Below are 22,615 nucleotides of genomic sequence, written 5' to 3' on the forward strand. Positions count from 1 at the left end.
CGGAACAAACCGGTACGTAGCGGAACAGGTGGTACACTTTGGTACACCCAAAACGCCATTTGCAGCAAGCAGAGGCCGTTCAAAAAAAGTGGTACACTTTGGAACACCCGGTACAGTTTGGTACAGGTATTTATACTCGTGACACGATTGTGTCAGTACTTTTTTCTTGGTATGGCGGGGGAGCGATAACAACGCGGCTATCTCCTTGCAAGGTTACTGTGCGCGGGATTGGCTGCGCTATTGCTCGGTATAACAAGAAGGCGTAGCTCAAACATTAAAAAGCTATATGCCCCTAAAACGAAAAAGGCTGCCCGAATGAGCAGCCTTTTTGCTTGTTTATATTATAGGTAGATGATGTGCAATATGTTGCGGGTTTTAGAAAGTGAAACGGAAACCTAAACCGAAACGACCGGCTTCGAATTGGTTGCCATAATAATCATTGTCGCTGATGTACCAAGATGGTCTCCAGTCGAACGCAAGGCTCAAAGGAACGTCAGGTGTAAATTTGTAATCCAAACCTAACATCGGGCGAATATAAAAGTCGGTATCGCCGTTACCAAAGCCCAGTTGCGGACCTAAACCTACATACCATTTTAAACCAGGTGCGTTGGCAATTGGCGCATGGTACTGGTAGTAAGCACCCAGGTAAGTGCCGCCGCCGCCAAATAACAGGTCGGCCTGGCCTACGTTGTTGGCGTCAAAAAAATGTTTGATACTCGGACCTACCAATGTAGCACCGTTACCAAAATCAAGGCCTAAACCTAACGCAGTGTTGTAGCTGGCACCGCTTGAAGTACGGCCTCTTCTTTGTGCGAAGGAAGCAGTAGCGGAAAGCACAAAGGCCAATGCTAATAATAAGTAAGATTTTTTCATGATAAAAGATTGATAAATATTACACAACGCTTACCAACTATAATACCAAACGTTTGTATGTGCCGAAATTTTGGAAAAATACCTCGCCATTTATGAATTAAAAATACTGTTAAAACAATTGTTTAATTTTTAGGATAATGGCTGTATGGGTGATGCTTGGTATGTACAGTAAACAGTCGTCCGCTTTTTTGAACTTTTGGTGGGTTTTGTTAACAGAATGTGAACTGTAGGGGGATAGCAGGATAAGGGGCTGCACTTCTTTGACCAGCCATTTTAAAGGTTGCTTTCGCAAGCGTGCTGCTTGTGGATGTGTGTTATGGTATTGAGCAATAAACTACAAGCGGGACGCTTGCGGGAGTAGGGGGATAAATCAAAGTATCAAAGATATTTTAACGTTCTTCTTAAAATCCTAATTCGTCTCAATAATATTTTAGAAATAAAATTACTTAGTGGCTGAAAATCAGTTAGTTGTGATTGTGGAAAATGCGATTGCAGAGGTAAGAAATAAATTCCGTTTTTTAAAATAAAATATTATTTTTTCGGTGGTTTTTTTTAAACCTAAAAAGCAGGAATAAAGAGCGCCTACAATGCCAAAAGCATTAATAATTGTAGTCGATAAATCGTTATATACCTGCAAGTCTGCCATTACACAAATATAATAATATTTCGTTATCTACGTATTGTGATTTTATTCAATCCCACTTGCTGCCGCAAGCATCCCGCTTTTAGATGGCGTGTTATACAGTTGTGCTAATAAATAACAAGCGGGATGCTTGCGGAGGCAATCGATTAAGCTTCTTTAATTTGCTTTATTATAAAGTCTAAAAAGTTATCAGCATACTTGGTTTTTGTAATACGGTTATATACAGGTGATTCACCAGTTTCGTCAATTTCGTCTAAGTTGATATAGTAACTTTGACCCTGATTGTTTTTTTGAATGGACACCTGTTTATTGTTTGTAATGCCGTTTTTTCTATCTAACTCATTGATATAAACAACGTCTCCTCCAACAACCTCATCGAAGTTGATTCCATAAATGCTAAAAATCTCATCGCCCAGAATGTCACCTCCGCCATAGTTTTTCATCCACCAAGTATAGGATGGTGGAAACTTAACTTCAAGCCTCTTTTCCGCTGCGCGTATCCATTCGTCTGTTATACCTTCCTCATGGCTACCGAAGTTAACGATATCACTGTTGCTTTCGATCGTTTCCTTAGCCAAGTAATAGTTGTTCATATCGCAAAATACCAATTGGTTAGTTCGAATTTAAATTTTCGGTTAATTAAATGCGCTATTGTTTGCTCCGCAAGCGTCTCACTTGTAGGCGCGTTATGTATAATTGTAAACTACAAAGGGGAGACGCTTGTGGCACGAGGGAAGAAGCATTATTACATTTCTATAGCTTCCAACAAGTCAATTTTTTTCAACAGGTAGTCTATCGTTAGTGAAGTAAAGTTGGAGCGATCGAATCGTGTCAAGTAATCTAATACATAAGAATCCCATCTTGTATTGATAAGGAGGTGGTATTTGACTGTGCTACTTGACTCTCTTTCAATTATTTGGCTTTTATAAGAATTGATCTCATTGTAGTAATTATTATAAAATAGTGCAATTTGTGCTTCTACAATAGCGTAGGGGTAGATATGCTTTTCTTCGATATTCGTCGGATAAATACTTTCTAATTCAGTTATAATCTCTTGCGGACTATGTTGCCTCCCTTGCAATTTTTTATAAAAATCGTTGTTAAAATCTTTTAAATAAATTAAAAAAATGTATAGACAAGGAAAGACATAGTTGTTCATTTTAAATGAATGTAATCCCAGCCGTGCATGGGCAAATAATTTCTCTTCCTGTCTTAGCGTAAGCCCTTTTTTCTCAAATAGAGTATAAGAAAGCTCTAAGAATAGATTGATGTCTTCCGTAAACTCTCTGTATTGAGATCGATCTTGCGACTTAAAAAAGGTATCAAATTCAAAATAGCTAAATAGATAGTTTAGAAAAGCTTTTCTATTAGGTAAGGGCATTCTAAATTCCAGATCTATAAAACGTTTTAAATATTCGGTAGAATCAAATTGTTCACTGCCATAAAATCCTTTTATTGAATTTGATAATTGGACTTTATCAATTGAAAGGATGAAGATTATATTGGGAACATTAAAAAAGTGTTTGACTTGCTCTAAGACCTCAACCGCGTAACTTGGACGGCATCTATCTAATTCGTCAACAATAAATATAATAGGTTTGCCTTCACCATTATTACGAATAAAACTCTCAAGGGCTCGCCTGAAATCTTTTAACCCCTGTTTTTTCTTCGCATACTCATCAATCTCATCTTTGAAAATTTCAGCTGCTGATTCTGTGACATTATTTATTATATCGCTTACTTCTTTTACATCAATATATTTTTCAACTATAGTTTTAATAACAAGAGGGACCAGATTTTTTGAAATAAGGGCACCTTTCTGAATCAAAGATCTAAACGAGTTATCATCGTCTTTAGGGTTTAATGATTTCAATTCTCCCATAATTGCAGTTAAGGGGCTGTTGTCAAAATCGTTTTCCCAAGCGTTGAAATATAATGCTCTATAATTTTCGTTTTGCAATGCTTATTGCCACATTTTCAAAAACGTAGTTTTTCCAGTTCCCCATGAGTTATTTATGGATAGAACGAACCCAGTAGGGTAGGTCTGAATGATGCTTGTAAGCGCTATAGCATATTGTTTTCTATCGAGCTTGCAATTTTTAAAAGGATCATCCTGAGGAATGACTAAATCGTGATGCTTTATGTTCATTAAGGGTGGTTGTTTTGTAACTAAGATATAAATATTTAGCTCAATCGCCCATTAATCCTCCGGCCTTTCCTTTGCATCCGCCATCCTAACAATGCGCGGCATAAATTTCGCTAACACATCCACCAAATCGTGCTGGGCTTCCATTACGGCGTGGATGTTTTTGTAAACCATGGGGGCTTCGTCCAGGTCGGAGCCCAGCAGGGTTATCTTTTTGTCGAGCAGTTCGGCCTGTACCAGTTCGCGTTTCAGGGTTTTAAAGGCCACATTGCGGCTCATCACCCGTCCCGCCCCGTGGCTGGCCGAGTTGATGGATTCGGGGTTGCCCTTGCCGCGCACCACAAAGCCCGGTGTGCTCATGCTGCCCGGTATAATACCCAGCACACCATCGCCGGCAGGGGTGGCGCCTTTGCGGTGCACCATTACGGGCGTGCCGTCGGCCAGTTGTTCCTGCCAGGCAAAGTTGTGGTGGTTTTCGATGCGCAGCAGGGGTTGCAGTTGCAGGTCGCGCGCTATTTTATTGTGTATTTCGTGGTGGTTGGCGCTGGCATAGTCGCCGGCCAGGTTCATGCTCAGCCAGTATTCCTGCCCTTCTTCGGTATCCAGATCCAGCCAGGCCAGGTGGCGCACCTCATGCGGCAGCTGCGTTTTTTTCATGGCAATGCCCGAGTAGTGGTTGGCCACACCCGCCCCAAACCCCCGCGAACCCGAGTGCGACAGCAGGGCCAGGTAGCGGCCCGCAGGTACGCCCTCCAGCACACCCTCATCAACCGATAGCTCGCCCCACTCCACAAAATGGTTGCCCGTGCCCGAGGTGCCCAGCTGGCGGTAGGCCTTGTCGCGCAAATCGCGCAGCAGCTTGGTAGCTTTCCACTCGCGGTGGTCAAATAAGCTGGTATCAAAGTGGTGTTTGGTTTCGCTGCCCATGCCAAAGTGCGTGTTTTTAAGCAGCAGGCTTTTTAGCTGTTCCTGCTGGGTATCTACCGCGCGGGCAGGCATGTCAAATATGCTGAGGCACATGCGGCAGGCAATATCCACGCCCACCGCGTAGGGTATAATGGCATCTGCACTGGTAGCCAGCACCCCGCCAATGGGCAGGCCGTAGCCCTGGTGGGCATCGGGCATCAGCGCCCCGGCTACCGAGATAGGTAGCTGTATGGCATTGCGCATTTGGGCCAGCGCACCCGGCTCAATATGCTCCATGCCATAAACCGGAAAGTCGGCAATTTCCTTCTTCAATTGCTGTACCTTATGCTCGGGCGCCGGGAACTTGCCTTCCTGCCGCAGACGTATCACCTCGTCGGCTATGTTTTTAAACTTACCGCCCTGTTTGGCATAAGGCATCGGGTCAATAATAACCGACTCAAGGTTGGTGAGTATTTCGGCCTTGTCCATTACCCCATGCTTTAACAAGCCATTGGCTACACGGCTAAACTGTACCAGTAAATCCAGGTCTGCCACACCCAATGCCGTTATATCGCTGTTGCTTATTTTTTCCATATGCCCAGGTCCCCTAAAGGGGAGTTTTAAGTTTTGTACTTCAATTAACAATATTTATAACAGCAAAAGATGTGGAATGGGTTGCTGTTTTATGATTTTTGTTGGAGACTAGATTTTCTTTTAAAGAAATAAATTTAAAAACCGCTGTATGTGTGGCTTGTTATCCTGATACAACAAAGAGGAATGAAATGATGAAGAAGATAGCATTAACCACCGTAATGGCTGCCCTGCTTTTTTGCACCGGCGGCGCATGGGCGCAAAGCCAAGATAAGCAGGTGCAATCGCAAAAAAGTTTAAAAAACAACACGGCTAATACTGCACGCGTACGCACCGACCAGGGTGTGCCTTTTAACCCTACCGGCACGCACGGCGCAGGTGCCACCGCCACCACTAAAGATTCCGGTCAGCAGAAAAAGCAAATTTCGGCGCAGCAAAAAACAAAGGAGCGGGCCAGCAAAAACAAGTACAGCAAAAAGGCAGGTACATCCAACAAAAAGAAAACCGTAAACAATCCGGGTGTAGATAGCCAGAACGGTCATTAACAGCCGCAAACCTGTAAAAGCAACAAGCCCTTTCTGCTCGGCAGAAAGGGCTTGTTGATGATTGCGTAAATTTTACTTGCCAAAAGGCGGCCTGCCCGTAAGCTGGCGGTAAACCGGAAACTGCTCCAGCGGCTGCTTAGGCAGATGGAAGCGTTTGCAGTAATATACCTGCAGGTGCAGTTCGCCAACGCCGTTGCGGTGTACAATAACATCGGGCAGTTGCTTTACCTCGTCAAAAAACGGTACTACGTTGAGCGGTATGCTGGCCTGGTGTTCCTGCCCGAATATTACGGCATCATCGCCAATCAGCGTTTTCGGATCCACCAAAAAAGCCAGGTTGCGCGGGTCTTCATCAAACACAATGATAGATTTTTGGCCTTTCAGGGCCCAGTCTACCTTGCCGGTAAGCCACCAGCGGGTGCTGCCGGTAAATACGTGCTTGTTTTGCAGCCAGCCTTCTTTTTCAAAACGGGTGTAAATGTCATCGTAATCAACCCCCTGCATGGTAGGGTCAGATTTGCCGCCACCACGTTGTACCACCCATTTGGGTCCGTATGCCTGCCAAAAACCCGTAACCATGTGTATGGTAATAACACTGATGGTAATTACGGTAAACCAGATGGTGAACCGCATCCAGCGCTTGGTTAAAAGATAGTTGGGCGAGCCTGCCTTGCTCAGGCTGTTGTCAATAGCGTAGCCCAGCGGTATGAACAGCATCATGTAGCCGGGTGCCTGCCAGTGAAAGTGGTACTGTAAATCGCTCCACAAAGTAACCAGCGTAAAAAACACCAGCGGAAACACCGATACCCAAAAGATAAAGCTATACGATTGCTGCTGGTTGCGCAGCTTAAAGCTTTTGATGAATTGCACAATCATGGGTACCCATATCCAGGGCAGCAGCCATATCGCCTGCCCTAATATGCTGCGGAAAAACCAATCAAAGTGCAAATGAAACTTACTACCCGAAGCGCCTGCCCGCGATCCCTGGAACACGAACGATACCCAGTTGTTCTCATAGTTCCACCAGATAACCGGCGATGCAATGATGATAGACAGCAACACGGCCAGATAGGGGCCGGGGTGGGTAAGCCAGTGCCGTTGGTTTTTATTGGTGATGATGAATGCAAATACCCCGATAAATAAAAAGACAACATGGTACTTGCTCAGTATAGCCAACCCCATGCATAAGCCAATAAGCAGCCATTGCAGGTATATTTTGCCGCTGTGCCAGTTAATTTGGCTTTGGGTACTTTGCTGTAAAAGCAGCAGCCGCAAAATAAAGTAGGTGCTCAGCATCCAAAAAAACATCAGCGGTGCATCGGGCTGAAACCAGCAGGCAATAGGGATGGTAAATACGGCACTCAGGTTTATAAGCAGCACTGCCCAAAAGCCCGCCCGTGCATTAAACAGCAACCGTGTAACCAAAAACAAAAACCAGGCGGTACCTGCAAATAATAATACCGACGGAAACCGCAGCCCCAGCGTGGTAAGCCCAAACAGCTTAATGCTCAATCCACCCAGCCAAAAAAACAGTGGCGGCTGGTCGAAATAACTCAGGTCGAGGTGCATTGCCCCGCGAAAGTAGTAGGATTCGCCTATACCCAAACCGGTAAAGGCGGCTACATACAAACGCAGTAAAAAGGTAATGCCAATAAGCCACAGGCTGTAGCGGTAGGCATTGCTTTCGGTTAGTTGTTTCATGCAATAGTTTGCTTGTAATGTGTGTTAATTGTGCCGGCAGTAGCGGCGTAGTTGTGTGTGAAAATCGGCCGCAAATATACAACGCCACAAACCGATTTTACCGACAATATGCAGAGGAACGGTAAAATATGAATTAAATGATAGTCTAAATTAGTAAGAAATGTGGATTAATTGGGTTTGTAAGTGCTTTTGACTTTGTTGTGAGGGGTACTGAATTGTGCGAACGTTATCGAAAGTATCGCAATTAGGATTGATGTAAATCACGGGATAAGATATATTAAAGGAGTTTGGTGCTATTGAGAATGGGGCTGAACTTACAAAGTTTAAATTTGGCTTTAAACAAAAAAAGCAAGCTAAAGTTAGCTTGCTTTTAGTGATCCCGCTGGGACTCGAACCCAGGACCCCAACATTAAAAGTGTTATGCTCTACCGGCTGAGCTACGGAATCAATTTTTTATTTGCGCATATCATCAATCACCGGTGATTAATTTAAACATTACGTTAATGCGTATTAAGCTTTTCAATTTTAAGGCCTTCCTTCGCGGAAGGCCTTTTGTTTTTTATCTCCGTGATCCCGCTGGGACTCGAACCCAGGACCCCAACATTAAAAGTGTTATGCTCTACCGGCTGAGCTACGGAATCATCACTTCGATATCAGAAACGTTTAACCGTTTCCTTTAAAGTGGTGCAAATATAGGGCTATTTGTAATTGTGTGCAAGAGATAAATAAAAATAATTGTAACGAATAAACTAAACGCTTTATTGTCAGCTTAATGATTTTTTAAAATTGCGATCTTACCTTTGTCGCCCGCCAGTAAAACCAGTTTCCCACGCTTAGCTTTCTGGCAAACATTGAAGCTTGTGTTATCAATCAGTCGCCATGTTTCCCCGTTATCCGTGCTGATATTAGTACCCGAGGTGCCGGTAGACAGGTAGCTAGCCTTTGAAAGTTCAATAACACAAGATTGGTACCCGGCTGGCTGTTGCTGGCTTAGGTGTAGTTGATGATTGTTTTTATATGGATGCTTTGGTGAAATGCAGGTTACAGAATCGCTGTTGTTGGGCGTCGCATAATCGCCGCCTGTAAAAATAATACGGTCTGGCCCGTGAGTAAATGAAAATGCACCCTGCGATGCTTTGCCATGTGCCAGTGATAGCTGAATTGCTTGCCAAGACTTTTTACTGCTCAGGTATTCAATGAACTGAGCGCTTGATCCACCCGTAACAAACGCCGGGGTAGGGTTGCTTCCGGTTAATTGCAAACATGTTCCGCTGGCAGCAAAGGCCGCCTCCTGGGGCTGGGCAGGGGGAAGGTAAGCGAAACTATGCCAGCTTGAACCGTGATCGTTAGTTTCAAGTATTAGAAATTTGTTGTCAATGGGGTCGCCTAAAATGTACCCCGTCTTACCATCGGCCGAAAATGCCATAGCGTCTAAAAAGTAAGCTTGGTCATCATTTCGATACACTGTCTTCCAACTCCGGCCGCCATCAATGGTTTTTAAAATAAGCGCTGGCGTGCCCGAACTCATGATGATAGCTTGTTTATCCGAAAAAGCCTCGATATCTCTAAAATCAGCTTGTTCAAAGCCTTCTACTTGCTGCCATTGCCAGGTAACGCCGCCATCGGTACTTTTAGCTATATGACCCTTACTACCACTTACCCAGGTTATATGTTCATCAACAACAGAGAGCCCACGTATACTACATGGCTTGCCGTGTTCTATTAAATTAACAGATTGAGCCATGCATAAATAACTACTCAGTAATAGAGTAACGGTATATAAAAGATTCTTCATCCTCTTTTATTTGACACGTGTCCAAATTTCAGTACGTCCAAGCAGGGATACACCAATATAGCCACGCATTTTTAAGCGGGTGCCATCTAAAGTCATTTTGCAACTGTAGGTTTTGCCGCTCTTAGGGTCATAGATGGTACCGCCTTCATAAGTATCATCGTCAAAGGTGAAGTCCTTCAATATTTCCAATCCTAATATTGGGCGCGACCGAAGTGCAGGATCAGGGTTTTTTTTGTCGGTTTTGGGTTTCCCGGCTTCATCATTAGGAAGTTTTATCCAGGATAGCTTTCCAAAGTACTCACTTCCTTTCTTATAAATTTGTATTTGCCCTTCGCCGCTTGAGTTTACCCATCTACCCAAAATGTCGTCAGCACGTTGTGCTAAAGCAGTGGTAGCAGTTAAGATACTAAATAGTAATATCGAAAAACTTACTTTCTTAATCATAATTTTAAATTAAATGAATTCTAAAGTATCAGGTATTTAGGAGGATAGCAAATAAGTGAAAAATATTTTTCAAAATAGTTAGTGTTATTATGATTAACTGCTATATTTGCAGCCTCAATACTGATAAGGGCTTGTGTTTATGAGTGATGGCTTGAAAAGCTAATAATTACACTTCATAAATTAAGTCTGAAAATCAGCCCAGGTGGCGAAATTGGTAAACGTTGCGGTCTCAGAAGCCGTTGAGAATTGTCTCTTGAGAGTTCGAGTCTCTCCCTGGGCACACCATCAAATCAAGTCAAAAGTCTTGATCTTAATACAAAAATAAAATAGCACTTTCTTAGGGTGCTATTTTATTTTTAGGCAACAGCCCAGGTGGCGAAATTGGTAGACGCACCATCTTGAGGGGGTGGCATCCGTACGGATGTACGAGTTCGAATCTCGTTCTGGGCACAAAAAAAAGCGGATAAATGTTTATCCGCTTTTTTTATGCTCTCAGGAAGGCTGTCCATAAGAAGGATGTCTTACTATCTGCGCTGCAATGCCTAGTAATTCGTCACCGGAAAACGCGCCAACACCATCAAATGTAAAATCCCGTTCACTCTTAATCTTGATTGTGCCTAACAGTCCGTCTGCAGGAATATCAACAGACCTTGCCTGTTCATGATCTATCCAGTCCTGATAGGTATCCACAGCAAAAATTTTAAATGTATTGCTATCTGATTGCGGTTCAATTCTTAACTGCCGCTGACTTGGTCCTACTGGTATTTCAAATGGTTCCATAAAATATTTGATCTATTAGCTTATTGACAGGCGAGTAAGTAAAAATGTTTGTATCTTAAATGAGTGGCTACATGTGTTCTCATTTGGCTATCTACTTTATGCACAAGCAAACTATTTGTCTTGAAAACTGGTAGTATATTGTTGTAGCTGCAATAATTATAGTTACCTAATTTACTAATATAGCCGAATAAATAATAATATGATTAAGGCATACCATTTATATACAGGTCCGGATGGACACTCTTATTTTAAGTCGGGCAATGTATCAGAAGCTGTTATCACACAGGCAGAATCCATTCGCTTTCAAGAATCGCCTCCAGGTTCTGTTTACGATTGGCATCCGGCGCCTACTGTACAATTTGTGATTAATTTGCGCGGTACCCTGGAGTTTACCACTTACCAAGGCGAAACTTTTTTATTGAAACCGGGAGAGGTATTGATAGCGATGGATACCACCGGATCGGGGCATAAATGGCGGTTACTGGGTGATGATCCGTGGCAGCGGGCTTATGTTGTGTTTAATGAAAATACAGGATTAAACTTTGTGGCTGATGAAGGAGTAGAAGACGTTTGATACAGACTCAATAAGGCTTATTATTCTGCTGTGTTAAATTTGTGCTGGTAGTACCATTCCATGATATATACGCCATCTTGCCAGCTTAGCTTCCCGTCGGCTGCAACTTGGGCAATCATGATTGATAAGTTGTGCAGGAAAGCGCTTTTGATGTCGCCAGTTAAAGTTTGAATTGTTTCTATGGCACAAGCAGTAATGGCTTCGGGCGTTGATGCCTGGCTGCATTTGTCGGCCAATTTGAGCTGTATCAAAATAGCAGGTAAAGATTTGCGTAATGCAACCTTTACTTTTTCGTCAAGGTCGCCTGGTATAATGGCTGTTAATATATCTGCCGCCGGGGATTCAACAAATTTCTTGATGTTTTCGGTAATGATAACGCCCGTGTGAACAGCCTTCTTTAAGTTTGCCGGAAAGCCATTAAAGATAGACCGGATTGCTTTCCATAATTTTTTAAGCCAGTTAGATAAACTCATGTTTTTTTATTTTTAAAAGTTAAATAGACTTTTTTAAGCCAGAACAGGCTACGTATTATCCAGGATAAAGCCGTAGCGCAACCCACAATACATGCTGCACATGAGGATATGGCTGCAACCAGTCGTAGTGTTTCATCAGTAAGCAACAGCCCCTGGATGGCGATCAGGTAGCTTGATATGGCTGATAGAATACCTACATGGGGTTTGTAGTTGAAGTAGTGATAGAGGGATTTGACGTTTTGCATAAGCTGTCATATTTTTTGAGATTATATTGATTAATGATACGCACAAGCTTTTGAGGGTAGGAAGGATCGGTTGCGTAACCGGCTTTTAAAAAGCAAAGGGCCTGCTCTTCTGGTGATTTAGCCTTAAAAACACCATTTGATGCGTACCGAGGGTTTACCTGTAAAAAACGCGTCCTGTCGGCGAAGCCAGCTTCCAGTGAAGGATACGATCTGAAACTTTGTTGAATTACTATTTTCCTTTGCTTTACATACTCAGTGGTATTGAAAGTTGCTACAGCTCCTTTCCATCCCGCACTGGCTTTAATTCCGAAGAAGTTGTTGTGTAATGAAGATAATTTAGATTGACCGTAATTACTTTCAAGACACGCTTGTGCTATCATTAATGATGGGAAAAGTCTTTTTCCATCGCATGCAGCGATGGCGGTTGGTGCAATGTGATTAATGAAGGTGGTTGGGGTTTGCATGGCATTAAAAAAGGATTTGAGGATTTATGATTGAATTAAGAAAAGTTGTAATATGGGTATTGTTCTTTTTAAGAATACTTATAATACCTAAGACGGAGAACATCACTTTGTGATGTTTGATATCTGGCGGCTGGCACAGATAGCTATCGGTGAATACGTCTTACTTAATGGATATAGTCGCAAAATTTAAATATACTGATTGTGCTCCTCGGTTATTAGGGAAGATTAATTTATAGTATAAGCTTACACTTATAAAATCTTATAAATGTAAAGTAGCTTAATGCATGGGAATAACTATCATAGAAATTAACTGTTATTAGCTTAGTATCTAAACTGCGATTTTGGAGGGGTCATTTGTAATGAACAATTTTAGCCATATTGCCAGTTTGTGAAGCTAAAATTACTACACATATTCCTTTAAAGCCGATTGGCGGCTCCATTGTTTGCTTCTTATTGGTCGTGATGGTGAGTCCCTTAAATCCTTTTAGAGGCTCGATGCTTTGGGCGGCCTTAACTACAATAGTGATACTATACATAGTTGTTGGTTAAGGTGACCCTGACTTGGATCCATACCGCTGATACAGGTGATGGACTAGCATTTTTATTGAACAAGGCATTTCCATTGCCAAAGCCCATTGTGTCGAACATGGGCTGCGTATTCCATTCAAAATGAAGGAAAGTGCCCGGAGTAACAATTGGTGTCACGGTCCAGTCCACATCCGAGCCAGGCATTACATCATTATCCGTCCAGCGCATTTCATAAGATAATCTATCGGGATTACCAGCACCGTTTGTGGTATTACCGGCATGTACATTTGCGTCCGGTACATTGTTATTGGTGGCTGAACCGCCTGCCTGGCTTTTGTTAAACCCTAAAAAGCCATTGTATTGTAGCAGTTGTATTGCTGCTGGGTTTAGCGAAATACGCATTGGTGCCGATGTTATCTGGCCGGATACCTTCCCTGGTGCTAGCACTAAATCGTTACCGCTCAGAACTAAGTCGGGGGTGCTGCCATCACTCCGGCTAATCACCGCGCTGTTCGCTTCTAACCATTGCGGTGCAAGACCAGCCACATATGGTACGCCATAACTGGTACCGCCTATGTTTTTTGAACCATCAGCACTGCCCGCCCCGATATGCGGACTGTCGGCTTGCAGGGTAAAGTCATACTTCGCTGGATTGTTAAACTTAGGTGGTAGATTAATACTATTAATATTGTATGTAGGAAAGTCGGCTTTAAAGTCGGCAAGATTTTTATATATACCATTTGTTCCATTGCGGAGCATCCCCATAATGTTATTAAAGTCTGGGTTGTTTGTCACCGTAGACACCATATTCATGGTTAACAAACAATTTCCATTGAAGTAAGAGCTTTGCATATAAACTATAGGCCCAGTCAGCACACAATCGATGAAAATCGAAGAAGTTATATTAGGTTGGCCATTTATTGTACAATTGACAAAAATACTGTTGCTGACAATTGCGTTAGAAATACCAGGAACAACGCTGGGACAATTTCTGACCATGCAGTTTATCACCCCGTTTCTAAATGCTACCGAAGCATAATTTTCAATTGTAAAGCCTGTTATTACACAGCCAAAAGAAAGAGCCAATGAGAAGCTATTTACTCCATTCCCCCTAAATGTTACCTGTCCATCGGCAATCATTTGAGATCCTTGTGCCAACTCCCTTGCGGATGTAACCGCCTCTTCATATAATCCCACACCAACTACAATACAAACCTGCGTTGCTATGGATAAAGCCGCAATTGCAGCCATAACACCCGAAATAGTCGCTTTCGCATTTTCGGGTGTCTTACCATCCTTGCTGTCATCCCCGGCCTTGCTTACGTAATAGGGAATTGACCCGGTGGGTATAATTATTCTGAAATTATTTGCCATCGATAGTAATGCTTAAATTGTAAAAGGTATTTTCCAGACCTGCTCATTCTTTGAGGTGGGTAATTCATTATATAAGTACTGCATATTGCAGTAGTACTCATTTATCGCATAGACCTGCGTTAATTCTATGTACAAGCTGTAAGTTGTTGGTTCGGTAGTTTCCTTAATCGGCGCTTGCAATATTGCTGTATAAGTCAGTTTCCGGGTTTCGCCTACTTGTTCATAAAGTAGTAGTTCGGTATTCCAGGTAATACCGTCTTTTAAATTGTAGGTCGTCATGAAGATGATATTTTGATGTAAGCAGATGCTATGGCTTTATTTGGCGCGTAAGTAATGCGCCAGCGCACCCAAGTGCCTGCCTGTATAGTGATGTTTCTAGAGCCATCAGTGGGTAGCGGCAGAGAGGGCGTAATGTAGTTGGTACCATCGTTTATGCTATATTGAAAGCTTGTGGCGTCTTTGAGGATAATTGCGTTAATAACAGCCTGCCTTTCAAAATAATCACTGAATTCTTTTGAAGGCGTAGAGAAGCTAATAGTAAATCCACGTTGTAAATTGCCTGTATGGTAAAGCTGAAAAGCCCCATTCCAATTATTATTAGCTCTCTGTATATAAAAGTTATCCTTCTCATAAGGGGCCATAATGCGCAACCCTCGTACCAAGTTACCTTGTTGCATAACCAAAGCACAATTTGTGGTTTCAGGGAAGTTGCCAATAGGGGCGTTGCCAAAATCCATCCTAAAAAAGCCACCCCGGTTTTCGTCTCCAATCTGGTTGATGTCGTTAATGTCGCCGGGGTTCTTGCCGGTATCCGATTTGAGCGCTAAGGCATTATACACACCGCCCGACTGTACAGGTTTACTACTGGCTATAGTTGGCGATGAATCCGTATCGGCAGCAATCTGCAAAGCTTTGCCTGATGCTTTGTCGGCTTGGTACCATTTCTTATCCGAGGTGCAGTAGGCCAACCAACCATCCGGAATTCGGGCAATAGTTTTGATAGCGGTTTCGAAATCTGCTTTAGTGGCAAATTTCATGTCAACATCAGGAAAGTCGGCAAACTGCCGCTGTACCTGATTGGCTAAGGGTAATACTACAACTGCCATTAAATAGTTATTTTATAGGTTACTGATGAAGGAAAAGGTTCTACCGGCACAAACTCGGCTACTTTGTATGCAATAGGTTGATAGCCAGATGCCCCAGGTTGCTGTATCTGGGCCGACATGGTAAAGTTCCCGGTTATGTCTTTATTGCTATCCTCAACGTATAACGCTTTGCTGCCGTTGGCTCTTGTAAAGTCGCGCAAGTAGGCAGGGTAAATAATCCGCACGCGCTGTGATCCGGCTGGTATGCTTAAATCGAACGTTGTACCATCTTTCGGATCTATTACTTTTTTAACTAAAGTGGAAGTATCAAAGCTCGTAAAAAGGTAACGATAACCCTTAAATGTAACTGTATAAGTTTTGGTGCCTGCAGGTATTTGATTCGTAGGATCAGGATCGTTAAAGCTATCTGGTTTTACATCGCCTTGGGCATATTTTACTTCGTACTGGTAAACGGTTTCTGAATCAGTAATCTGAACGTTTAAGTCAGTAGCTGTACCGGCCTGTGCCAGTGCTGCGTTGTTTTTTAAAATGCGTTCAGATATGATGTCGCCCGCATCCCCCTTATTAAAAACGCCTCTTAAGGTTAGGCTTGGTATTATGGTACCTATTTCAATGTTAGTTGTTGTATAGCTGGTGGTCATGCTGGCTGATGGTTGTATATAGGATGCAGGCTTGGCTTTCCTGAACGCCTTTTTTAAAAAAGCGGCTATAGTATCATCTTTACTAACCTGGTAACCATTTAAACCTAACGGATCGTTTGGCAGGCTAACTACAAATGCTTCAGGAAATACAGCCGGTTTATTGGCCGCTGAAACCTCATTAATGGCTGATACTAAATTAGTATGCGCCTCCGTATTAAGATCGGTTAAGTCGCCTATCGCTTCAGATAGTTGATTAATCAGGTCAATGTTGTCTGTAATTGGAATGCCTTGTCCCCAGTCGCCATTAGTTTTAGGCCCAAATAAGGTGTAATAAGTAGTATTAATATAAAAGTCACCGTCGGTACCTACGGCTAAATTTGATGGATTACTCTCACCATGCAATATGGTTTTTCCATTAGCGCCGGGTGCACCGGTGTCTCCTTTAGGTCCCGGCCCGCCGGCAGGGCCGCTAAGCATAGAAAATACTTGAGCCCATCCTTTGTCCGATTTTTTATAAAATACACCAGTTCGGGTATTAATATAGGTGTCCCCGATATTTCCCGCGTTCGGCTCTATATTTTCTATTCCATAGAGGATGGCGTTACTGGAACCTGTATTGGCTGACGAAGCAGCAATCTGGTAACATTGTATCCACGAGCCTTCTATCTTTTGGTAGAAAGTTTGATTGGGTGTGCTTATTGCCACATCTCCATTCTTACCCAGGTTGTTTTGTGGGATTGAACGAACAAATGTTATTGAGCTACCAAAGCTCTCAATAGGTAGATTTGTTACTACAAATTGGAGCAACTTTTGGAATGTGAACTGGTAATCAGTATCATTTTTAACCAGTATACCTATGTCGTCGCCCGTAAGAGATGATGCTACCTGGAGCTCTGTGATTTTTAAGTCGGTAGGCATGTATTAAAAATTGTTTAAGGTTAGGTAATAATCCTCAAGCGGCATTTGCGTTGGATAATTGAAGTCGGTTTTGTCAACACTACGAATGCGTGGACCGGGTTGGCGGGCTGTTTTGTTCCTGCTATTGTAGTACCACAACGGGTATTGACTTTGATTGTCCTGCAAGAACTTCTCTACATTATTAGCATAGGCGTTGGCAATACTGCGTTGCTGCTGAACCAACTTAATTACATCTTGCGGACTAACCGCCTGCGCATTATCGTATTGTTTAATCACCGGGCCGGTAGCTGTGTAAAAAACAGAGTTGCCTTCAATAAACCTGGCAAAAGTGAAGTATACCAGCATCGCTATCAGGCCCTCAAAACTGATGATGTGTCCCCATTGGTCGGTGTATTCACAGCCTTTTAAAAGGTTTTGGTAGGCTACAGGCGCATCTTCTTTGATCTGCCCATCGGTTTCCATCCATTTCTGGAGCTCGTAATAAAAGGCTGCGCTTAAAAAAGGTTTGAGGTCCAGTTCCTGCGCTTTTTTGATAAACGCCTGCAGGCGTTCGGGCTTTATATTGATAGATATATCTTCATACTGCTGAAATGCAGCAGTGTCAATTAATAAAGTATTCATGATTTTAAAGGGAAGGATTGGTAATGGGGTGTTTAGCCTATGTGGGTCATGGCTTCTGCTTCAGCCTGCTTAAAGCCATAAGCATGTATAAGTACCGCTACTTTACTGGGTTGTGGCAGGTCAGACAAAAGTATTTGGTTAATGCTGCTACCTGCTTTCATCCCAACGCTATCATCAGCAACATTGCCCGGTACGGGTAAAATGTTCCAGTTGTTTCTTGGGTTCAAACTTTCGTGAAAGTTGCTGAACAGTTCTTGAAATGCCTCGCTAAGTTCCAGTCGGTCGGCTGCTGTATTGTCATTAAACTCCCTGATGGCCTCCTTCTTTTCACCTCCATTGCTTAAACCAGAAGCTTTTTCAGCATTAATTAATTCTTTCGGCACAGAAAAGCCTTTAATGATGCGAGCTTCGACCGATTTTTCTGTACTTTCAAAAAGCCTGTCATTATTCTGGATAGAGTAGGGTTGGAATTCGGGCTTGGAGCTTTCGTCTTCATATTCAATCACAATAATTTTTTGTGCGCTCTTGGCACCTTGAAAAGCGCCTAAATCTTTTTCGAGTTGAGAAGGTTGCTTAGCACCGGAGATAGCGTTGTCAGGTCCGCTGTTGTCGGCTTCTTCACGACGAGCCTGCATAAACAGCATGGTTGAAGGTAAAAAGCCGGTGGTAACTTCCCGGTTATTAAAAATTTTGATGCCTGCTTCGGTTTCAAAGTCTTCCCAAACACTATCGGCTTCAATAAGCGGATAATCGTCTACCTCTGGGTTAAAGTAATACAATTGCCCTTTGTAGTTTTCCCAACCTCCGGCTTCATACACCTGTTTTTCAATAATGGCCGGGTCCGGATTATACTTATCCAGAAAGGTGATTTTTGAACGCATAATGCTTTTCCATGTCTTGCGCCCCCAATCGCTGTAAACAGCATACTTGCCGCAAGTTTCAGCACAATCTATATTACCCATGCGCACATCTTCAAACTTCACATAGTTGGCAGATGATATTTTGTAGTTGGCATTATAATTTACATGTATTCCAAAGCCGGAAAACAAGGCTTTGTCGGTTGCTACAGCTTTAAGTAATTTAGCAAGTGTAAGGCCGTTATCATTAATTATCCGCTTTCCTAAATCTTTTTCTTCAAAGCCATTGCCTGCAATAAACTTTGCCCGCTTATTCCAGCAATCTTTAGCCGTAGGTGAGCCGGCAACCAATTCAAGCATGCGTTGCGGATAGGCGTTGTCAATGTCATAATTCAGGATGCCATAAGTTTGGTTTGGCCTTACTCTTATACGGCGTTCAATCTGTGGTAAGTAGGTCTTCATTAATTAAATTAGATGATGATAGGAATTGCCAGGTAGCAGTGTTGTAATAGGAGTTGAGCCTCTAAGTATAGGGTTCGTAGTGATAAGGATATTCTATGCTTAATAAAAACACATACTACCTGGCAAAATAATTAGGCGGTCAGTTCTTCCAGTAATTCGAGTGTGCTGGCATAAGTTGCCGTTCCTGAAGCTGGTGCAATGCTGATGGCTCGTGGTGGAAAGGGTTCACGCAGTTTGTCGGGGTTGGCTAATTTGAGTTTGTAGCCGCCTTCTAAAGCTTCGTCTGCAGCGTTGCGTTCAGCCTCGGTTAAAATTAGACCATTAACCGCGCCGAACAGTTCGATTGAAGAATTGCTGTCTTTGTAATTGTTAATTACCACAGCTTTTACACGGCCATAGCCCATGGCGCGTAATTGCGCTTTAACTTCTACCGAAAGCCCGGCAATATTAAAGTCAATCTCTTCCGTATAGCGTGGGCCAACTTGTGTTTTAGCCAGTTTCGACATAGCGTTGAAGCTATTGTTGGTACCCTCAAATTTGTAAACTTTAGCAGCGGCAGTAGCTTCAAGGTTGGTTACAATTAGAGGATTGTTAATGTCATAGGTGATTTTTATATCCTCGTCATTAAAAATGTAAATAACATCTTCGATGCCTGATGTAACAGGCTTGTCGGCACTCAGGCTAAAACCTGCAGTAATTTTGTTATATATAGACATGTTTGGATTTATTGTATTTGGTTTTATGGATAGTATTCAACCCGGTAAGTTGTGATAAGGTAGGTTGCCGGATATGGTTCAGGCGAAAGATTGTCGGAGAGAGATGCGCAGATTAAATTGCAGAAAGGTAAAACAACTCGTTGGCAAACTTAAAGTTTACGGCTGCCTTCATACGGGCTTTCATGCGCACCACATTATCGTTAGTATAGGGTTTCATGTATACGGTTGATAGCTCTGATGCGTCGCCCAGCAGATCGACACCCAAAAACAGGTTGGATGAACGAGCGCCCAATATGGTATTAGCCTGCCAGTGGTTCATCAGTTGTAGCGGAACACCCAGATAGTCCATTTTCTTTTTATCAGTAAAGGCGTTTAGTACATTGGTAGCCTGATTGGCTTGTGCTTGTGCATAGGCATAGCCAATGTGTAACGGCAACTGTAGGTTAAAATCATCCTGAATACGGTCGGCCGGATCAAGTTGAGAAAATACGTTGCTTAATACACCAAGTACGTTGCTGGCATTGATGTAGGTGATACTGGCTGCAGATGAGGTGCCCAAAAATGTAGCTGGTTTACGTGTATTGATTTCGTTGTAGTTACGTACCAGTTTAAATGTAGTTGCGCTTAGTACCTGAATGAAGTAAGATTGCCCCGCAATGTTAATGCCTGTTGCGCCATTGGTGGTATCTTTACTGCTTCCGGTTGCAGCAGCTATGGTAACTACGTCGCCATCGGCCAGAGTTGCAGTACTACCTACTGTTACCACCCCGCTTGCATCAATACTAGTTGCTGATAAGGATGTGCCCGGTTTGTTTAAGCCAACTTTATATACGCCCGAAGCGGCTGCTATGCTTGGTAGTAAACCGGTGAACGGTGCTGTAAAGGTTGCTTCTTTGGTTGCTGATTTGCCCAGCCAGTACAGGCGTTCATTTGCAATTTGAATTTTGGAAAGGTAGCGTTGCACCATGAAGTCGGACAGGTCTACCACACCTTCGTAATCGCCGAAGGCGCCAGGGGTAAGGCTTTGAGCTTCCCATGATTGTACCAATTTGTCCCACTGCTCTTGTTTCATAAATTCAAAAACTACTGGATCAAGGTACGTTTCATCTTGTTTGGCTGTGGTGCCCTGATCGCTAAACATGCCCGATGGATCTTGCAGTTTAACATCGTCATCCACATCCAGTATAACTTTTCTTGATTTTACATCATTAATTACAGTAAGTAGTTCGCGTTTTACGGAGTCGGCCTCAAGCAAGGTGCTGGCCATAAATCCGGCTAATGCTTCGCCGGCATAAGTGTTGTTGGTAAAGGTAAATTGAGCCATTGATAGTTACTCCCAGCCCCCTAAAGCAGAAGTATTGGTTTAGTGAAGGAACCTTATAGGGATAAGGGATGCCCTAAGCGGACAAAGGTTTATATAATTGGATAAGGTAGGTTGATGAAGAGGAAGTGCTAAGCGTTTTTTACAGCTTGCTTAACTGCATTTTTAGCCAGGGCCGACTGCGGTGCAAAAAAAGGCTGGGTTTCGCCAGTAGCTTTGTTGCTGCGTTTTGATCCTTCCGGAGTGTAAGTAGATCTGATCTCGTTCTTGACATCGTATCGGCTTTGTTTTAAACGAGCTTCAGCCGTTTCCAATGCTGATCGGGCCTCGGTAAGTAAAGCGTTTTGCGCATGTACTTTAGCTTTTAGCGCGGCAATCTGGTTTTGTACATCATGCGGTTTGGTTTTGCTTTTTAGTTTGCTGGCCGGCAGTTCCTCATCGTCCGCTTCGGTATCAGGATCGGCAGGGCAGGGGGTAAGCTTTTTAACTTTACCGCTTTTTGTGGTAAGCTGCTGGCCATCTGCTGTGGTATATACGTCATCTACGGCCGGGCTTGTTAAATCCTCATCCTGATAAACTTCTGTATCGGGCTCCAGGTCGCCGGTGTGGTGCAGCGGGCCTTTGTCGGTCATGGTTTGCTTGTTCATTACTTTTTTAAAGAAGTTCATCATCTTATCCAGAACCGAGCTGGTTTTCTCGATGAGGTCGGTGTTTTGCATGTTCATTGCGTTACGGGGTGATTTATGGTTGTTAACTAAAATTTTGCTGATGCAGCGCTGATAAACAGCTGGGGCGGTGCCCGTACATTTTCGGATAATGGCGCTATTGGTAGCTTGTGTTTGGTAGTCTTCAATCTGATCGATGAAGCCAAGGGCAAGTGCCTGGTCGGCCGTCATCCAGGTAACAGCATTAATGAGGCTATTGATGGTCGCCTCGTCGAGCTTGGTTTTGTCCATATAAATTTGTGCCAGGCGCGTTTGTACCGTATTGAGCATCTGTACATCTTTCAGTAACTCATCGGCATTACCGCCGCTACCGGCCATAGGTTTGTGTATCATTAGTAAAGCATATTTGCTCATGATGATAGTTTGGCCGCCCATGGCTACTATGGATGCAGCTGATGCCGCCAGCGCATCAATGTAAGTAGTGATGCGGCCAGGATATTTCTTGAGCAGATCATAGATGGCTATGGCATCGAAGGCCGAGCCGCCGGCCGAACTGATGTGTAGCTCCACATCCTGACCCGCTGCTGCTTGCAGTTGCTGCTGCAGGTAGGCTGATGACAAGCTGCCGGAGCCGATACCGTCCTGGTCGGTATCATAAAGATAAATGTTATAAGGCATAATGGTAGTTAAATGCTGGTAAATCGCGGCGTCTGGTGAAATAACGCAAATGTTAGCGATGAGTATAAGAAGTGGTAGTGATGGCCTGAAAGCAGAGAAGCTTATACTGCCGGCGGGTTTACTTAAAGTTGCTTGAAGAAACTTTTTGCCCGATTTGATATTTCAAATATCGGTAATCTCCGGCTTATAAGTGGTGACACAAGTGTGTCAGTATAGTCTTTGCTTTATGTAAATTATGTTGAATGGCATAGTTGTGGCGGTTTTGAATCCAGGCTATTGGTAATATAGTTTTCAGTATCTGTAAAGCTGTTTAATGCACGCCAGATAGTCCGCTCGTCTTTATCAAACTTACCTTGGGCTTCCAGCACGGCTTTATTTTTAGTAATGCTGTGTATTCGCATCTGGGTATGTACCCATAAGTATATCTCGCGGTAAGTAAAAATCTTATCGGTTATAAATCCTGATTTAAACAACTCCGACAGCGTGCCGGCTTCGTACAGGGCGTTGGCTAATTGAATCGTCATAATTAAAAATAATTTTAGTTCAAA

The 22,615-nt window shown here is 43.1% G+C and carries 22 protein-coding genes, 4 tRNA genes and 1 pseudogene; 5 read left to right on the plus strand and 22 right to left on the minus strand.

What is annotated here, in order from left to right; translation table 11 throughout:
• Positions 1 to 375 precede the first annotated feature (375 nt).
• The 4 genes and pseudogenes from KHS38_RS09545 to KHS38_RS09565 form a co-directional block, all read right to left on the minus strand.
• Positions 376 to 873 (minus strand): hypothetical protein, encoded by a 498-nt coding sequence (locus KHS38_RS09545; RefSeq protein WP_213488338.1) that lies wholly within the window; start codon positions 871 to 873, stop codon positions 376 to 378.
• A 789-nt stretch (positions 874 to 1,662) separates the two neighbouring features.
• The gene (locus KHS38_RS09550) at positions 1,663 to 2,109 is read right to left on the minus strand and encodes an SMI1/KNR4 family protein (RefSeq protein ID WP_213488339.1); all 447 of its coding nucleotides are present in this window, start codon (positions 2,107 to 2,109) and stop codon (positions 1,663 to 1,665) included.
• A gap of 152 nt (positions 2,110 to 2,261) precedes the next feature.
• Positions 2,262 to 3,665, minus strand: a pseudogene (locus KHS38_RS09555) (KAP family P-loop NTPase fold protein).
• Between the two features lie 51 nt (positions 3,666 to 3,716).
• Positions 3,717 to 5,162 (minus strand): RtcB family protein, encoded by a 1,446-nt coding sequence (locus KHS38_RS09565; RefSeq protein ID WP_213488342.1) that lies wholly within the window; start codon positions 5,160 to 5,162, stop codon positions 3,717 to 3,719.
• Positions 5,163 to 5,350: 188 nt separating this feature from the next.
• Between KHS38_RS09565 and KHS38_RS09570 the strand changes: the two genes are divergently transcribed.
• A complete protein-coding gene (locus KHS38_RS09570) occupies positions 5,351 to 5,704 on the plus strand; it encodes a hypothetical protein (RefSeq protein ID WP_213488343.1) in 354 nt (117 codons plus the stop codon).
• A 72-nt stretch (positions 5,705 to 5,776) separates the two neighbouring features.
• Here the strand turns inward: KHS38_RS09570 and KHS38_RS09575 are convergent, their stop codons facing one another.
• The 5 genes from KHS38_RS09575 to KHS38_RS09595 form a co-directional block, all read right to left on the minus strand.
• Positions 5,777 to 7,405 (minus strand): ArnT family glycosyltransferase, encoded by a 1,629-nt coding sequence (locus KHS38_RS09575; protein WP_213488344.1) that lies wholly within the window; start codon positions 7,403 to 7,405, stop codon positions 5,777 to 5,779.
• 374 nt (positions 7,406 to 7,779) lie between these two features.
• Positions 7,780 to 7,852, minus strand: a tRNA-Lys gene (locus KHS38_RS09580).
• Positions 7,853 to 7,973: 121 nt separating this feature from the next.
• A tRNA-Lys gene (locus KHS38_RS09585) sits at positions 7,974 to 8,046 on the minus strand.
• A 128-nt stretch (positions 8,047 to 8,174) separates the two neighbouring features.
• The gene (locus tag KHS38_RS09590; RefSeq protein WP_213488345.1) at positions 8,175 to 9,149 is read right to left on the minus strand and encodes a WD40/YVTN/BNR-like repeat-containing protein; all 975 of its coding nucleotides are present in this window, start codon (positions 9,147 to 9,149) and stop codon (positions 8,175 to 8,177) included.
• A gap of 57 nt (positions 9,150 to 9,206) precedes the next feature.
• Positions 9,207 to 9,644, minus strand: coding sequence for a DUF2147 domain-containing protein (locus tag KHS38_RS09595; RefSeq protein WP_213488346.1), 438 nt, complete (start codon positions 9,642 to 9,644; stop codon positions 9,207 to 9,209).
• A 196-nt stretch (positions 9,645 to 9,840) separates the two neighbouring features.
• On the opposite strand from KHS38_RS09595, the gene KHS38_RS09600 reads away from it, so the two are divergent.
• Together KHS38_RS09600 and KHS38_RS09605 are read left to right on the plus strand one after the other, a co-directional pair.
• A tRNA-Leu gene (locus tag KHS38_RS09600) sits at positions 9,841 to 9,924 on the plus strand.
• Between the two features lie 86 nt (positions 9,925 to 10,010).
• Positions 10,011 to 10,094: transfer RNA gene (locus KHS38_RS09605), tRNA-Leu, on the plus strand.
• 42 nt (positions 10,095 to 10,136) lie between these two features.
• On the opposite strand, the gene KHS38_RS09610 is transcribed toward KHS38_RS09605, so the two are convergent.
• The gene (locus KHS38_RS09610; RefSeq protein WP_213488347.1) at positions 10,137 to 10,424 is read right to left on the minus strand and encodes a hypothetical protein; all 288 of its coding nucleotides are present in this window, start codon (positions 10,422 to 10,424) and stop codon (positions 10,137 to 10,139) included.
• 199 nt (positions 10,425 to 10,623) lie between these two features.
• Here KHS38_RS09610 and KHS38_RS09615 point away from each other — a divergent pair, with 199 nt between their 5' ends.
• Complete coding sequence (locus KHS38_RS09615; protein ID WP_213488348.1) at positions 10,624 to 10,998, plus strand: AraC family ligand binding domain-containing protein; 375 nt, start codon at positions 10,624 to 10,626, stop codon at positions 10,996 to 10,998.
• A 20-nt stretch (positions 10,999 to 11,018) separates the two neighbouring features.
• Here the strand turns inward: KHS38_RS09615 and KHS38_RS09620 are convergent, their stop codons facing one another.
• The 3 genes from KHS38_RS09620 to KHS38_RS09630 form a co-directional block, all read right to left on the minus strand.
• The gene (locus KHS38_RS09620) at positions 11,019 to 11,471 is read right to left on the minus strand and encodes a hypothetical protein (RefSeq protein ID WP_213488349.1); all 453 of its coding nucleotides are present in this window, start codon (positions 11,469 to 11,471) and stop codon (positions 11,019 to 11,021) included.
• Between the two features lie 193 nt (positions 11,472 to 11,664).
• Positions 11,665 to 12,180, minus strand: coding sequence for a glycoside hydrolase family 73 protein (locus tag KHS38_RS09625; protein ID WP_213488350.1), 516 nt, complete (start codon positions 12,178 to 12,180; stop codon positions 11,665 to 11,667).
• Positions 12,181 to 12,708: 528 nt separating this feature from the next.
• Positions 12,709 to 13,521, minus strand: a complete 813-nt coding sequence (locus tag KHS38_RS09630; RefSeq protein WP_213488351.1) for a hypothetical protein — start codon at positions 13,519 to 13,521, stop codon at positions 12,709 to 12,711.
• Positions 13,522 to 13,591: 70 nt separating this feature from the next.
• Between KHS38_RS09630 and KHS38_RS09635 the strand changes: the two genes are divergently transcribed.
• The gene (locus KHS38_RS09635) at positions 13,592 to 13,747 is read left to right on the plus strand and encodes a hypothetical protein (RefSeq protein ID WP_213488352.1); all 156 of its coding nucleotides are present in this window, start codon (positions 13,592 to 13,594) and stop codon (positions 13,745 to 13,747) included.
• A gap of 347 nt (positions 13,748 to 14,094) precedes the next feature.
• On the opposite strand, the gene KHS38_RS09640 is transcribed toward KHS38_RS09635, so the two are convergent.
• The 9 genes from KHS38_RS09640 to KHS38_RS09680 all read right to left on the minus strand — a co-directional run bounded on the left by KHS38_RS09640 (position 14,095) and on the right by KHS38_RS09680 (position 22,591).
• Entirely contained in the window at positions 14,095 to 14,361 is a 267-nt protein-coding gene (locus KHS38_RS09640; protein ID WP_213488353.1) for a hypothetical protein, read from the minus strand.
• A complete protein-coding gene (locus KHS38_RS09645; protein WP_213488354.1) occupies positions 14,358 to 15,188 on the minus strand; it encodes a hypothetical protein in 831 nt (276 codons plus the stop codon). The genes KHS38_RS09640 and KHS38_RS09645 overlap by 4 nt, the downstream gene beginning before the upstream one ends.
• Positions 15,188 to 16,747 carry a hypothetical protein gene (locus tag KHS38_RS09650; protein ID WP_213488355.1) on the minus strand — a complete coding sequence of 520 codons (1,560 nt, stop codon included), beginning with the start codon at positions 16,745 to 16,747 and terminating at the stop codon, positions 15,188 to 15,190. The genes KHS38_RS09645 and KHS38_RS09650 overlap by 1 nt, the downstream gene beginning before the upstream one ends.
• A gap of 3 nt (positions 16,748 to 16,750) precedes the next feature.
• The gene (locus KHS38_RS09655; RefSeq protein ID WP_213488356.1) at positions 16,751 to 17,368 is read right to left on the minus strand and encodes a DUF6712 family protein; all 618 of its coding nucleotides are present in this window, start codon (positions 17,366 to 17,368) and stop codon (positions 16,751 to 16,753) included.
• 32 nt (positions 17,369 to 17,400) lie between these two features.
• On the minus strand, positions 17,401 to 18,687 hold the full coding sequence (locus tag KHS38_RS09660) for a hypothetical protein (protein ID WP_213488357.1): 1,287 nt from the start codon (positions 18,685 to 18,687) through the stop codon (positions 17,401 to 17,403).
• Positions 18,688 to 18,818: 131 nt separating this feature from the next.
• Positions 18,819 to 19,403, minus strand: coding sequence for a hypothetical protein (locus KHS38_RS09665; RefSeq protein WP_213488358.1), 585 nt, complete (start codon positions 19,401 to 19,403; stop codon positions 18,819 to 18,821).
• Between the two features lie 112 nt (positions 19,404 to 19,515).
• On the minus strand, positions 19,516 to 20,727 hold the full coding sequence (locus KHS38_RS09670) for a hypothetical protein (RefSeq protein WP_213488359.1): 1,212 nt from the start codon (positions 20,725 to 20,727) through the stop codon (positions 19,516 to 19,518).
• A gap of 128 nt (positions 20,728 to 20,855) precedes the next feature.
• On the minus strand, positions 20,856 to 22,067 hold the full coding sequence (locus KHS38_RS09675) for a head maturation protease, ClpP-related (RefSeq protein ID WP_213488360.1): 1,212 nt from the start codon (positions 22,065 to 22,067) through the stop codon (positions 20,856 to 20,858).
• A 233-nt stretch (positions 22,068 to 22,300) separates the two neighbouring features.
• Entirely contained in the window at positions 22,301 to 22,591 is a 291-nt protein-coding gene (locus tag KHS38_RS09680) for a hypothetical protein (RefSeq protein ID WP_213488361.1), read from the minus strand.
• Positions 22,592 to 22,615 lie beyond the last annotated feature (24 nt).

Origin of the sequence: Mucilaginibacter sp. Bleaf8 (assembly GCF_018390515.1) — a bacterium.
Classification (GTDB): domain Bacteria; phylum Bacteroidota; class Bacteroidia; order Sphingobacteriales; family Sphingobacteriaceae; genus Mucilaginibacter.